Origin of the sequence: Vulcanisaeta moutnovskia 768-28 (assembly GCF_000190315.1) — an archaeon.
In the GTDB taxonomy this organism is placed as follows: Archaea; Thermoproteota; Thermoprotei; order Thermoproteales; family Thermocladiaceae; genus Vulcanisaeta; species Vulcanisaeta moutnovskia.
The window spans coordinates 2,214,366-2,226,820 of sequence record NC_015151.1 but is presented as its reverse complement, the minus strand read 5'-3'; the positions used below and the strand labels follow the sequence as shown (position 1 = coordinate 2,226,820).

The window sequence follows — 12,455 nt, the reverse complement described above, 5'->3', positions numbered from 1 at the left end:
ATCAGGAGAACAATAACGAGAAAGCTAATGATAAGCATGCTAACCCTATTGAAACAAACATAAGCTCAAATGAAGACATCAGCATAAAGACAGCACCAACCAAGCCCAGCACAAATGAAGCCTCAGGATCCATAGTCAAGCAATACAATGTAGGGACCTAGTAAAGCATTACTCCTCATACTCCTCGCCAGGATCCCTATACTCAATGTATACGTCGTCGGGTCCATTAACGACAACCTTAAAGTAATCATCATCAACCCTCAGCCTACCACCCTCCCTATAGACATAGGTAACCTCGACGTGAAGATCACTAACAACGTTAATGAAACCCCTCCTAAGAACCTCACGCAACACATCCTCAAAGGAAGCATCACTACTAACCCTAAAGATCATGGGTGGTATGTCAAGGCCGACATAGTAAATAATAAGGCAGGGAACATGAAAAGAAGAACTCTCAAAATACTTAATACCAAACTCCTCGGCAATCCTAAGGGCCAACCTACGGACAAACTTACCAACATTAATGACGACGCCACGGTAATTACGGTAAGCACCCAAGTAATCAACATACAAAACCCTCAACAAACTCAACAAAGCCCTAGCCTGCCTCTCACTAATCGGAGCCTCAATAATGAAATCACCAAGAGCAACAACATACCTAGACTTACCCATCAAAAGCAAAATCACAATCAGGTATAAAAATTACTCTCACTGTATCAATTAATCATGAAATCAGACAGAAAAATCATAAAGATCAATGAAACACTGAATCCTTGATAAGGCAGGAGGAGTTGAGCAATTAAAGAAAGATTCATTTAGTGCAAGTAGTAACAAGTACTAATGCATTACTCCTAATATACAGAGAAGCAGGTTAGGGCATATTCATTATTGTAGAACTCCTTAAGCGCCTTTGTTGGAACTTTCATCTTTATTAGTTTGATTACTTGTTCATTATTGCTCCTTACTTTGATTATTGCATCTTTACTGATCTCAATGAAATGTGCCGTGGTTGGCTTAATGCCTGTCTCCTCAGTCTCTCTATTTGCTGATTGTGTAACCAAGGTCATAATTATTGACTAGCCTGAATTCATTAAGGGTAATGGAATTAAGAAAAAGAAAGCAGTTTTCATTTTTAACTAATTCTGAGTCACTTACTGAGTCTCTGTCGGTGCGTATTTCGTGTATGGTTTTGGTAGTCCTGAGAATACTCCCCATGTGTAGAAGGCTATGGCTAGTATGGTGACCACCACCATGTCCCACGGGAACTTCAGTATTGGGGCAGGACCACCAGCCGTCTGACCAATATACGTCATGAGTGTTAGAACGACTATATAAGTTATGTACCATAGTGCATTCTTAAGATGTTCTTTGACACTATAAATAGCGCCGAAGATTAACGAAGCTGCGAATACGAAAATAGCGGCATATGGAACGGCAGGCCAGCCAGACCAGTACACTATGTAGCTGGCACCTATAAACGCTATTAATCCTATCCAGAGACCGCCGGGTAATTTGAACGCTGGTTCTTTACCTTGTTTTCTTGATACTATCATGGCTACTGGGTTCGTTAGAAAGCCTAGGTAGCCGGCCACCACGGCATCATCGATTAATCCATAGATGCTTGGTATTGGGGCAGTTAGTAACGCCAGTAATATGCCTATGATGCCGAATGTTATTAATGCCCAATATGGTATTGCGTACTTCTCATGGATGAACTTCATTAGGTCTGGTACGTACCTAGACCTACCCATGGCAAAGAGTATCCTAGTGCCACCTCCGAGATAGATGTAGCCAACTACGAATGGGCCTAGTATTGCTATGATTAGTGTTATTATGAAGACCCAGGTAACTCCATAGGTGCCGCTTAAGTAAAGGAATGGATTTGTTTTCCTAATAAACGCTAAGCTTTTCCAGTCACCTGGCGTTACATTTAATTTAGACCAGTTAATTGCGCCTACGAAAGTTATACTAAATAGTATGTAGACAAGAAGTTGACCGACAACAACGAGGATTATGGATAATGGCATGTCCCTATGAGGATTCCTCATCTCCTCAGCGAAGTCGGGTATTACCCTAACGCCGCCAAAGGCGAACATTCCATATGGAATAGCCATGAACATTGCTGCTAGGCCGTACGGTAAGAAGCCACCCTTAAGGCTTGTGAAGTTGCTTGGTATGAATACTGTGGCCATAATGCCGAAGGCGACTAGTAAGTATAGGATTAACTTGAACGTACCTAGTGTTATGTTTGATATACCGAAGGTCTTAATGCCGAAGTAATTGAATGGAACCATCAATAGTACTATCACGGCAGCAACAACAGCACCAAGCAATGTTGGGGTTCCCGTTGGGGTCAATAGGTTATGCGTGAAGTAATTTATACCGTAAACCACCGCAATAGCCTCAATTGGTGGTATGAATAAATACCAAAGTAGATCCGCAAAGGCATTGATCATGTTCGTGATCCTACCATGCGTATATAACGAGTACCTAGATGGACCACCAGCCTCTGGGTATGCCGTACCTATTTCCGAATATGTAAGCCCTATGAATAGGTAAAAGATCCCACCGAGGATCCAGGCTAAAATAACCGCTGGTCCAGTCATTTCAGCCATCTTGGCGGTACTAAATAGTATGCCAGTACCGATCGCACCAATAAGCCCAGTCATCGTTATATGAAACAACCCTAACTCTTTACGTAAAGCCCTCTGTGGTTGTTCGGACATTATTTATAATGTAAAAATTAATTTTTTAAGCGTTATCCTTTAATTACTCTATATTTTTAATAAGAAAAACTTAAAATATACGTTTTTCTTTTTATGATAGTTTATTATGACATGATTATAGTGGGTGCTGGTTCTACTGGTTCGACTATCGCTTATTATTTGGCTAATGAGGGTTTTAGGGCTTTGGTTATTGATAAGCGTGGAGTGGCTGGAGGTATGACTGCATACTCCACTGGTATTGTTAGGAGTTTTTACGCAAATGAAGATGTAGCTAAGATGGCCCACTATACTCATAATTTCTTCATGAACTTCGAGAAAGAGTCCGGCATTAACGTGTTCACAAAGACGGGTCTCCTAATCATTGGCAAGGCAACACCCATAAGGAATGTTTTTGATATGCTTCATGGTATTGATGCTAAATGTGAGGTTACTAAATAAGGATGAGGTTAAGGGATTAACGGGTGATGTGGTCCTTGCTGATGATGAACTTTGCCTTTTATGAGGAGGATGCTGGTTATGCGGGTACAGGTCTTTATACTAATACGATAATGAAGGGAGCTGAGGAATTGGAGGACCACATTCATAATTGATGAAGCGGGGCCCTTAATCGAGGGTGATAAGATCATGGGCATTAAGACTGATAAGCATGACTTAATTAGGGCTAGTAAGTACGTATTCACAACCGGTGTCTGGGCCAGTAAGTACCTACCAATGCTCAACCTACCTATTAGGATCATTATTAAGAGAATTATTAGGGTTAGAATTAATCATGCAGTGCTTGATGTCTTTTATTACTTATATAATTACTACATGAGGCCCGAGGGGGTCCTCCGAAGCCTTAATGAGGATGCTCTACCCACCAGAAAATACATGGGAAGACCCAGACACCTTTAATTCACTTCAGCAGCCAAGTCTTGATTATACAATGAACCTAATGGAGTCCGCAGTAAGGAGACTTCCTTGGTTCGTTAATGCCGGTTTCATTGGAGGTTGGCAGGGGCTTTACGATGTTATCCCTGATTGGATGCCCATAATTGATGAACAAATCAAGGACTTAATAATTGTTGTAGGCTTAAGCGGTCATGGATTCAAGCTGGCGCCAGCCTTTGCCCTAATAGTAATGGAGGTCATAAAGTATGGAGAGGCAAAAATCTCCAGGAACATATTCACCCTAGGCAGGTTTAGGGAGGGTAGGGAAATAAAGGGACAGGTGCTAAAAAGCTGCATCAGTCCTCTCCATATCAATTTGATAAACAACATTATTCCAACTCTAGGGATCCTTAGTCATCATACTCTCACCATTAAGCGAAACATCAAAGACTGCGTCAAGTCCTGAGGTGACCAATCCATCATAACCTATGAAGGGTCTATTACGCTAAGTATACTCAAAGTTCTCACTTGGGTTCTCCGGGTAGATCTGTAGGTGGTCGTGAAGTGAAATTAATATATGCCTCTCAATGAATTCCCCAGCTCTCTCCTCCTTAACCTTACTAAGCTCGACCTTACTTGACGGAACCCTACCAACCTCCTTAGCCAGTTTAAATGGTCTGTAGTCCTTGTTGGGTTCTAGGAAGGACCAGGAGTGATAACCATTATAGGATTTACGACCCATTTAAGCTTTATGTAATTGCCTTAGTTCCTGGGCTTTTACTATGATTACTTGGTCCTTGATTTCGTGGAATGCGACTTGTATTGTCTCGTTTATTAGTTTCATCACGGTCTCCTCGTCCTTGGCAATTACGTAGATTAGCCTAGAGCCGTATCTATCATAGGCATATTTTAGGGAGGCTAGGTCAACCCTAAAGTTATCAATATTATACTCCTTCTTAACCCTAAAGCCGAGCCATTCACCGATATCTCTAGCTATCTTGATTGACATAATGAGTAGGGAAGGCTATGACCTAATAATCATATCATTTAACCCGGAGCTACTTGAAGAATTAATTAATATTAATAATGATAGACTATCCTAATTATAGCGAAGAGCATTATCAAAAACATCACTAAGAATACTGAAAGGGCAAAGGCCGTAATTCTCAATCCACCTGGTAATTGTAGGTTTATAAATGAATTACGTAAATTAATTTCTATTTAATACATTATTAATATCTAGTTTCTTTTTCAAGTTATGACATAACAGATTGAAGACTAAAATTTAAATAATTATTAAGGGCAAAATTATTAATGTTTCAGGTTAGTGATATTGAAGGAGCCATTAGGGGTTGCTTGGATATTATTGGTGTTTCCGTTGGTGATTGTTTATTTGGTGTTTATGATTGTAGGAGCATTGATGTTCATGGGGCTGGTGCTTACGTGTTCTTTGATGGCTCTGGGGTTTATTATGTGGGTGAGGCTGATGACGTAGCCTGTAGGTTATTGAAGGAGCATTGCTCGGTTCATATAGGTGGTTCTGAGGGTGTTGTTAGGTTCCTAATGCATTACCTCAATGAGATCTGCGCCAACAGCAGTAAATGGGTTGGGCTTGACGCCGTGGGTAGGGAGGAGTTCATTAAGAAAATTCTGGGTGAGAAGATCAATAGTTTAAGGATATACGTGGTCACGTGCAAGGAATTAAGTGATAGTAAACAAGGCAATAGGAGGGTCAGGAATAAGTTAAGGATTAGGCTTGAGGAGTGTTTAAAGGAGAAGTTAAGGCCCATATTGAACCCGTAATAACTCTAGACGGTAGTCTCTAGCGAGCATGTTTTTATTGTATTCCTTGTTCAGGGTAGGTCATTGATTGTTGGGCTTTAGATATTAAGCTCTGGGCTCGTTGTATTCTCGTTAATTCTCTATTTTATGATATCCTCAGTTCTTGGCTCTAGCGTCTCATCCTCGTCAAACGGCCTTTTGTTTCAGTCAAGCTTAACTTCGTAAACATGCATTAATTACCTATTGTTAAATAGATGTGTTTTCGTGTCTCTAAATTGCTTGATAATATTCCGCTATTTTCATTGATTACGTCAAGCATGAAGTCTTCATTACCCTTGTCAGACACAATTCCCATAAAGATTTGTCTAATGGTTAGTGATGTTATTAATGTAGTTTATTACTTATGGGATTCTCATGTTGGTACTATTAGCATTTGTAACTGGTGTGGTTATTCTTCATCATCGTCTCGGTGATTGTAAATTTTCTGTGCATTGTCTTCGGTTTGTTATAGAATGATTTATTAATTATTTAGGATTGAAAGTAATTGATGATCCAAGGCAATCTATGGATAGCCCTTTCAATGGTGTTCCTTGCCTTAGCCGCAGTCTTCGGTACTCTATGGTTTGTGAGTAACCAGAATTACTCAACGTTAATGGCTGCGTACAATGCTTAAAGGCTCAGTATGATGACTTGAAGAGTCAGTACTCGGGTCTGCAGAGCCAGTACAGTAATTTACAAAGCCAATACTCAACGTGCCAAAGCCAGTTGATGAATTTACAAAATCAGTACAATAACCTACAGGGGCAATATCAATCATACCAAGCCCAATTACAACAATGCGCACCAACAACCCTCACCCTCCAGGTGCAGGCTGTTGGTTTGACTGGTGTTGGTTCAGGTAGTATTGCCATGTTGACGTTCTTGATTAGTAATCCGTCAAGCAGTGGCATTGGCATTAATGGTTTCACGTTGGGTAGTCTATCATGTGTGTTTTCAAGCCCAGTGCAGGTGCCGGCTGGAACTCAGGGAGGTCAATTAAAAATAGCATTAATAATAAGTAACGGGGCCTTTAGTGAGGTTTCCGCATTTATTTCTAGTGGAATAGTTATGCCAAGTGGCATCACGGCATCATGCAGTGGTGCTCAGGCCGCCCAGGTTGGTATCCAATACAGTGGTTATATAATTACGGTCAGTGGGCAGACATACCCATTCACAGTAACAGCAAGCTCATAGTATTTAGTCAGTGCCTTGACATTTACCATTAAAAACAACGTTTCATTACATAAATGACATTGTTAATTTCAATCTATTTTAATTGAAAGATAATGTTTAAATATTTATTTTAACCATTGTTAAAACTTAAGGAGTTAAATGTAAAACAGTATAAAATATCAATTAAAGTAGATAATAAGACTATACAATCTACGATAATTCTCATAATTTAGGGTGATTCATGGTCATGGATCAATATAGAAACTGTTTACGTTCTATTTTAATACTAAGGCCTTAAATAAGTCATTTTTACTTCCCGCTGCTTACGTACGTTACTGTGAAGCTTGATCCGTCAAGCGTTAATGAGCTTGGTTGTGCCAGGATCTTCCCGTTGTACGCAGTCATCACTATTTCTACGGTTGATGGATAGTTTCCGAAGGCAGTGGTGCTACCGCCCACGGTTGCGTAGCACGTGCCCATTACATCCGTGTAGTCCTGCCCGAAGTACGCAGTTCCGAAGTTTGCCAGCGCCGTTAATTGCCCATTAACAGTCGGCCTCTCCAGTATGCACTCAGCCGATGAGAGTAGTGCTCCACTTACGCTGCCCGTCACCGTGTACGCCTCGTTCCTTGTCACGTCCTTAATGGTTATTTGGAATGAGTTACCCCCTACGTATGTCACGTTTACGTAAATCGCGTCGCCAGGCTTAACTGTGAATCCACTTATCTCAACGGAGGGTGATGGGTAAAATTCGTACCAAGCCCAATACATGGGCTTACCACCGCTGCATTCTACAGCTATTCCGGCCTGCTCCACTGTGCTGTCGTTGTATCCGTCTAGTCCTGCCCAGAGCGCTACGTAGGTTGTTTGTTTGGTGCAGGTCACGGATGGTACGATGAATGAGCCCGCGACACTAGTCACAGTGCCCTCCTGTGCGGGCACTGCGTAGCCAGCCCAGTTTAGGCTGTAGACTGTTGATGCGTAGCCAACGCCGTGCTTAATCATTGGGCGCATCGTGGGTGTTGCCGCAAGTACGTGGGCTGTGATTATTGATGCGACAGCTATTAACGTGAGTGCTGTAAGTATGGGTATTAGTTTATTCCCATTCATTAATTATGGGATGGTTAATCCCCCTTTAAAACATTACCTATTCTCATTTTAATTATATTGAATAGATATTATTGATTTTCGCATCATTTTACATACTTTGTCTCAGGAAATCCAAGGCCTTGGCAGGGTGTTCCTCCGGCTTAACTCTCCTAATTACCTTAGCCACCTTGCCCTCCGGGTTTATTATGAATGTGACCCTCTCCGCAGTCCCCGTAGGCCTTAGCACTCCGTACGCCTGTGATACGCGTTTCTCGCTGTCGCTCAGTAGTTTGAATTTCACGCCGTACTTCTCCGCAAACTTCCTCTGGGTGCTTACCGAGTCCGTGCTTATGCCAAACACCACGACGCCCAGCTTCTCGAGCTCATCCCAGAGCCTGGCGAATTCCTGGGTCTCCCTCGTACAGCCGCTGGTGAAGGCCTTTGGGAAGAAGTAGAGCACTACCCACCTGCCCCTGTAATTCGATAGCCTTATTACCTCCCCATCGTGGCTTTGTAATTCGAAGTCGGGAGCCTCCTCGCCCTCGTTGACCATCAAGTCACCACTGCGATTAGGCTTTTCTATGTTTGGTTTGAATTAAATTAATATAACTGGTTCCAGGTACTTAATCACATGAGCTCACTTAGGAGCTACTTGATGGAGGTCATCCATGAGTACGAGAGGATACTGAGCATGTATAGGGTATTGATGAACCTGGGCGCTGCATGTAATTTGAGTGAGTACGTGGATGTTATCGAGGCGGCGCTTATTGAGTCCGTACTCGCTCATTACCGTAGTTTGATTCAGTTCTTCAAGATTGTTAGGGGTAGGAGGTATAAGGACGTAATTTACTACCTGCCATACCTCAAACGCGGGAGTGCCAGGGAGTTTAGGCGTAGAGTCAGGGAGTGCCCTGGTTATGAGGATGTCCAGAGGATCATTAGGGATGTTAATAAGTACGTACTTCACCTTACGAGGGAGGCGGCTGAGTCTAGCGATAGGGCTGCCGTGGGTAAGGACGGTGTTGTGGCGGTCATTAGGCTCCTCTGTTGTGTTTTCTCTGTCTTCGTTGATTATGTTGATGCGAGGGTGGTTGGTGTTGATGTTGTTGATGCGCTTAGGAGACTTAATGGTGATTGCGTTAAGTATTAAAGTCCTTGTTGGTTGTTTGCGTGATGAGTCTTGTGGAGATTGACGGTTCAGTGCTTGAGGGTGGTGGGCAGATACTTAGGACAGCACTGGCGCTGTCGGCAATCACGGGTAAGCCAGTTAGGATATACAACATTAGGGCCAAGAGGAGTAATCCGGGGCTTCAACAGCAGCACCTGACCGGCGTTATCGCTGCCGCCAGGATATCCAATGCACAGGTCACGGGCGCCGTAAAGGGCTCCACGGAGCTCGTGTTTAAGCCGGGGAAAATTGGCTGCGGCGAGTTTAGGTTCGACATTGGCACCGCAGGCGCGGTTACACTAGTAATTCAGACAATATTACCAATACTCGTGTTCGCCCCATGTAGGAGTATGGTTACGATAACCGGCGGCACTGACGTGCCCTGGTCACCACCAATCGACTACGTGAGGTTCGTCATGCTTCCAATGCTCGGCTTATTCGGCGTTAAGGCTGAGGTGAGGTTGGTCAGGCGAGGCCATTACCCGAGAGGTGGTGGTGAGGTTGTGCTTACGGTAGAGCCGAGTAAGCTAAGGCCTGTTGAGGTTGTTGAGTTTGGGGAGCTGAAGGAGATCAGGGGCATTTCACACGCGGTTAGGTTGCCGGCCCACGTGGCTCATAGGCAGGCTAGCTCGGTCAGGGAGTACCTGGTTAAGGCTGGGATTAAGGTCCCAATTGACATTGACGTGGAGACCTACGAACAAGGCAGGGACCCGCACTTAGGCCCTGGCAGCGGTATTGTTCTCTGGGCTATGTCGAATAAGGGCTTGATTAAGGGTGCGGATGCGCTTGGTGAGAGGGGTAAGCCGGCGGAGGTGGTTGGTGAGGAGGCTGCCAAGGGGCTGCTCGAGAATTTAAGGAGTGGTATGGCGCTTGATGAGTACATGGGTGATATGGTGATACCGTACATGTCCCTGGTCGGCAACAGTGTCGTCGGCGTCTCTAAGATAACTCTTCATGCCTTAACTAACATATACATTGTTGAGAGAATACTCGGCGTTAAGTTCGAGGTTGGTGGTAAGGAGGGCGGGCCTGGTCTCATTAGAATTGTCAGTACCTAATCGTGCTGGGTTATTTTTTACTAGGCGTATCACAGTGTGGCTGATTGATGGGGTTAAGCACTGGATATAGGGGTAGCCATGTCTTGTTATCGGTGCTCATTGGCTTGGGTACTTTCCTCGATGGTTATGACCTACTCAACATCAGTGTTGTTCTACCTTTCTTGATTCACTTCATGCATTTGACTCCAGAGATGCAGGGATTGCTCGGCACAACCACTTACATAGGTGGTGTATTTGGTGCCCTGGTCTTCGGTGTATTCAGCGACCTTAGGGGTAGGAGGGTAGCGCTATTGAGCGACATAGCCTTCTTCCTAATTAGCTCCCTCCTCTCGGCATTCGTAACATCTCCCGAGCAACTACTGGTACTTAGGTTCCTGGTTGGTTTCGGTATTGGTGCCGACATAGTGTCTGGACCAGCCTTGCTCTCTGAAGAGTCACCAACGCCGAGGAGGGGTCTCCTACTTGGTGTTTCATTAATAATGATGCCACTCGGCGGCCTAATCAGCGCCCTATTGGCCCATGTATTCTTCACCATGGGTTTATCCCCAAGCATCTTATGGAGGATTATCCTAGGTGCTGGTGCCGTGCCCGCAGCCATAGTAATACTACTCAGGAGCAGGTTGCCGGAGTCATCAAGGTGGTTACTCAGGGGTGCCCCAGGGCGTAGAAGAATATCATTCAAGAAGGTGTGGGGTGATTACTGGAAGATGCTCATTTACTCCTCAGCTGCCTGGGTTGGTGCAGGTACGACGTCGATATTCACGATATTCACGCCAATGCTTGTGGCGCTCAGGGGCGGCGGCTATGGCAATATGCTAAATACGGTACTGGTTCTTTGGGTCTTCGCTACGTTGGGCGCTATGCTTGGTTCACTAATGCTTGATAGGGTTGGTAGGAGGGTCCTACTAATGGCTTCTCTAGTTGGTTTAGGATTCGCATTTTGGTACGTCGCAGCTACATATAGGGCTCCAGAGCTTGAGTACTCGCTGTCTTTAGCTATGTTCCTAACATTCCTAGTAGTTAGTGGTGCATACACGGTTCAGACCGAGGTCTTCCCAGTGGAAGTTAAGTCCTTCGCTGACGGGATTGCCTTCTCCCTAAATAGGATTGCGAATTTCGTGTTTGGGGCATTAACACCAATCTTCCTCTACACCGGTTCAATAATACAGTACCTGGGTTGGATTGGGGCCTTCGTACTACTAATGGCCGCAACTGCATTGCTGACCGGAATAGAGACTGCCAGGAAGGATCTTGAGGAAATAGAAAGTATTGCCAAAAGATAATAAATGAAATGTGTCGAATTGCCTCAAGGTAATTCTTAATTCCTTAGATGCTTCATGAATTATGGAATGATATTCATAGAGACCCTGGTTTACGTGGTTAAGGAGGGCAAGGTCCTATTGATAAGGAAGAAGCGTGGACTCGGCGCTGGTTATTATAATGGGATTGGGGGTAAGGTTGAGGATGGTGAGAACGTGGTTTCAGCCGCGATTAGGGAATGTAGGGAGGAGGTTGGCATCACGCCAAGGAATCTAGAGTGGATGGGGCTTCTCGAGTTTTGGAATTACGAGGATGATAGGGTTGAGTCTGTGCACTTCGTACACGTATTCCTGGCCAGGGACTTCGATGGAACGCCCAGGGAGTCTAGTGAGGCTGAGCCTATATGGTTTGGTATTGATGAGATCCCTTACAATAATATGTGGGAGGATGACATTATGTGGCTGCCTAAGGTACTTAGTGATAAAAGGGTGTATGGTAGGTTCGAGTTCGATAGGTGGAGACTCATTAAGTCTGAGGTTTATGAGGTAATCCCTAGCAAATAGTCAGTCACGCCCTCGCTCGTCATTAGCTCAAGTGCGTCACTAATCATCATTGGGCCAAAAATTCCTTAAGTACTGTTATTAAATTACCTTAGTGTGCTGAATCCTTCCAGGACTGACGAGGTGATGTGAAAACCGACCACTGAGTACAACAAGTATCCTCAGCTCAATCCTCCATCCCTAAGCTACGTACTACTAAAGCTATGTTTCGCCAAACCCCAGGTCAATGTTAACGTTCCTGGTAATGACAAATGAGGAAGCTTCATGAATAACATCTAATGTGTACGTACTTACCCGAGCGCTTATGTTCAAAATCATGGCATTAATTATGTATAGCACTGGCATAAGCATAAATGATAAGAAGATGAAATGCTTATTAGTATCGTCAACTTTCCCTGACCCACCATCAGTAGCCACCTTCTGCGGTGAAGCACTTGGTGGCGGTAGAACTAGGTACACGGCTGGCACCTTCGGATGCATATCCGAGCCCTTCTCAAAGTAAAAGTTGCCATCCCTCGGTTCCCAATACCAAGCCTCAATAAACCAAAGAAGGGAGCCTAAATCATAGTATTTCCTCTCAAGGATCCTAATGCCCTCGGGTATCTTCCTTCTTGGTGAATTGCCGTTAAATGGGTAATAAAGGACTATGGTGGATCCTGACATCATTGGGAATGGTACTGACATTCCTAATTACTTTCTATTTCAGATATAAAAAGCTTACTGATAATAT

Annotated in this window: 19 protein-coding genes; 11 read left to right on the top strand and 8 right to left on the bottom strand. The window is 44.0% G+C overall.

Annotated elements, in window-relative coordinates:
- Positions 1-168 precede the first annotated feature (168 nt).
- From VMUT_RS11765 to VMUT_RS11755, 3 genes are all read right to left on the bottom strand, one after another.
- Positions 169-672, bottom strand: a complete 504-nt coding sequence (locus tag VMUT_RS11765; protein ID WP_013605632.1) for a hypothetical protein — start codon at positions 670-672, stop codon at positions 169-171.
- Positions 673-851: 179 nt separating this feature from the next.
- Complete coding sequence (locus tag VMUT_RS11760) at positions 852-1,067, bottom strand: hypothetical protein (RefSeq protein WP_048057075.1); 216 nt, start codon at positions 1,065-1,067, stop codon at positions 852-854.
- Between the two features lie 84 nt (positions 1,068-1,151).
- Positions 1,152-2,726, bottom strand: a complete 1,575-nt coding sequence (locus tag VMUT_RS11755) for an APC family permease (RefSeq protein ID WP_013605631.1) — start codon at positions 2,724-2,726, stop codon at positions 1,152-1,154.
- 93 nt (positions 2,727-2,819) lie between these two features.
- On the opposite strand from VMUT_RS11755, the gene VMUT_RS11750 reads away from it, so the two are divergent.
- From VMUT_RS11750 to VMUT_RS11740, 4 genes are read left to right on the top strand one after another with little or no spacing between them, the layout of a single operon-like run.
- Complete coding sequence (locus VMUT_RS11750; RefSeq protein ID WP_048057074.1) at positions 2,820-3,164, top strand: NAD(P)/FAD-dependent oxidoreductase; 345 nt, start codon at positions 2,820-2,822, stop codon at positions 3,162-3,164.
- Between the two features lie 26 nt (positions 3,165-3,190).
- Positions 3,191-3,316 carry a hypothetical protein gene (locus tag VMUT_RS13310; RefSeq protein WP_258167465.1) on the top strand — a complete coding sequence of 42 codons (126 nt, stop codon included), beginning with the start codon at positions 3,191-3,193 and terminating at the stop codon, positions 3,314-3,316.
- Positions 3,317-3,350: 34 nt separating this feature from the next.
- Positions 3,351-3,620: a hypothetical protein gene (locus tag VMUT_RS11745; RefSeq protein WP_048057073.1), complete on the top strand. Its 270-nt coding sequence runs from the start codon at positions 3,351-3,353 to the stop codon at positions 3,618-3,620.
- Entirely contained in the window at positions 3,568-4,062 is a 495-nt protein-coding gene (locus VMUT_RS11740) for an FAD-dependent oxidoreductase (protein ID WP_083805506.1), read from the top strand. The genes VMUT_RS11745 and VMUT_RS11740 overlap by 53 nt, the downstream gene beginning before the upstream one ends.
- Before the next feature lie 39 nt (positions 4,063-4,101).
- On the opposite strand, the gene VMUT_RS11735 is transcribed toward VMUT_RS11740, so the two are convergent.
- Positions 4,102-4,338, bottom strand: coding sequence for a hypothetical protein (locus VMUT_RS11735; protein ID WP_013605629.1), 237 nt, complete (start codon positions 4,336-4,338; stop codon positions 4,102-4,104).
- A complete protein-coding gene (locus VMUT_RS11730) occupies positions 4,339-4,605 on the bottom strand; it encodes a hypothetical protein (RefSeq protein WP_013605628.1) in 267 nt (88 codons plus the stop codon).
- Positions 4,606-4,910: 305 nt separating this feature from the next.
- Here VMUT_RS11730 and VMUT_RS11725 point away from each other — a divergent pair, with 305 nt between their 5' ends.
- From VMUT_RS11725 to VMUT_RS11720, 3 genes are all read left to right on the top strand, one after another.
- The gene (locus VMUT_RS11725) at positions 4,911-5,399 is read left to right on the top strand and encodes a hypothetical protein (protein WP_013605627.1); all 489 of its coding nucleotides are present in this window, start codon (positions 4,911-4,913) and stop codon (positions 5,397-5,399) included.
- A gap of 526 nt (positions 5,400-5,925) precedes the next feature.
- Positions 5,926-6,051, top strand: a complete 126-nt coding sequence (locus tag VMUT_RS13305) for a hypothetical protein (protein ID WP_258167464.1) — start codon at positions 5,926-5,928, stop codon at positions 6,049-6,051.
- Positions 6,052-6,068: 17 nt separating this feature from the next.
- Positions 6,069-6,611: a type IV pilin gene (locus tag VMUT_RS11720; protein WP_193387195.1), complete on the top strand. Its 543-nt coding sequence runs from the start codon at positions 6,069-6,071 to the stop codon at positions 6,609-6,611.
- A 288-nt stretch (positions 6,612-6,899) separates the two neighbouring features.
- On the opposite strand, the gene VMUT_RS11715 is transcribed toward VMUT_RS11720, so the two are convergent.
- Positions 6,900-7,700 (bottom strand): G1 family glutamic endopeptidase, encoded by an 801-nt coding sequence (locus tag VMUT_RS11715; protein ID WP_013605625.1) that lies wholly within the window; start codon positions 7,698-7,700, stop codon positions 6,900-6,902.
- An 88-nt stretch (positions 7,701-7,788) separates the two neighbouring features.
- Complete coding sequence (locus VMUT_RS11710) at positions 7,789-8,232, bottom strand: peroxiredoxin (protein ID WP_013605624.1); 444 nt, start codon at positions 8,230-8,232, stop codon at positions 7,789-7,791.
- Positions 8,233-8,310: 78 nt separating this feature from the next.
- Between VMUT_RS11710 and VMUT_RS11705 the strand changes: the two genes are divergently transcribed.
- The 4 genes from VMUT_RS11705 to VMUT_RS11690 all read left to right on the top strand — a co-directional run bounded on the left by VMUT_RS11705 (position 8,311) and on the right by VMUT_RS11690 (position 11,728).
- The gene (locus tag VMUT_RS11705) at positions 8,311-8,829 is read left to right on the top strand and encodes a hypothetical protein (protein ID WP_013605623.1); all 519 of its coding nucleotides are present in this window, start codon (positions 8,311-8,313) and stop codon (positions 8,827-8,829) included.
- Between the two features lie 23 nt (positions 8,830-8,852).
- Positions 8,853-9,905 (top strand): RNA 3'-terminal phosphate cyclase, encoded by a 1,053-nt coding sequence (rtcA, locus tag VMUT_RS11700; RefSeq protein ID WP_013605622.1) that lies wholly within the window; start codon positions 8,853-8,855, stop codon positions 9,903-9,905.
- Between the two features lie 47 nt (positions 9,906-9,952).
- Positions 9,953-11,188 (top strand): MFS transporter, encoded by a 1,236-nt coding sequence (locus tag VMUT_RS11695; RefSeq protein WP_048057072.1) that lies wholly within the window; start codon positions 9,953-9,955, stop codon positions 11,186-11,188.
- Between the two features lie 66 nt (positions 11,189-11,254).
- Positions 11,255-11,728, top strand: a complete 474-nt coding sequence (locus tag VMUT_RS11690) for an 8-oxo-dGTP diphosphatase (RefSeq protein ID WP_048057071.1) — start codon at positions 11,255-11,257, stop codon at positions 11,726-11,728.
- Positions 11,729-11,926: 198 nt separating this feature from the next.
- On the opposite strand, the gene VMUT_RS11685 is transcribed toward VMUT_RS11690, so the two are convergent.
- Complete coding sequence (locus tag VMUT_RS11685; RefSeq protein ID WP_013605619.1) at positions 11,927-12,409, bottom strand: hypothetical protein; 483 nt, start codon at positions 12,407-12,409, stop codon at positions 11,927-11,929.
- Positions 12,410-12,455 lie beyond the last annotated feature (46 nt).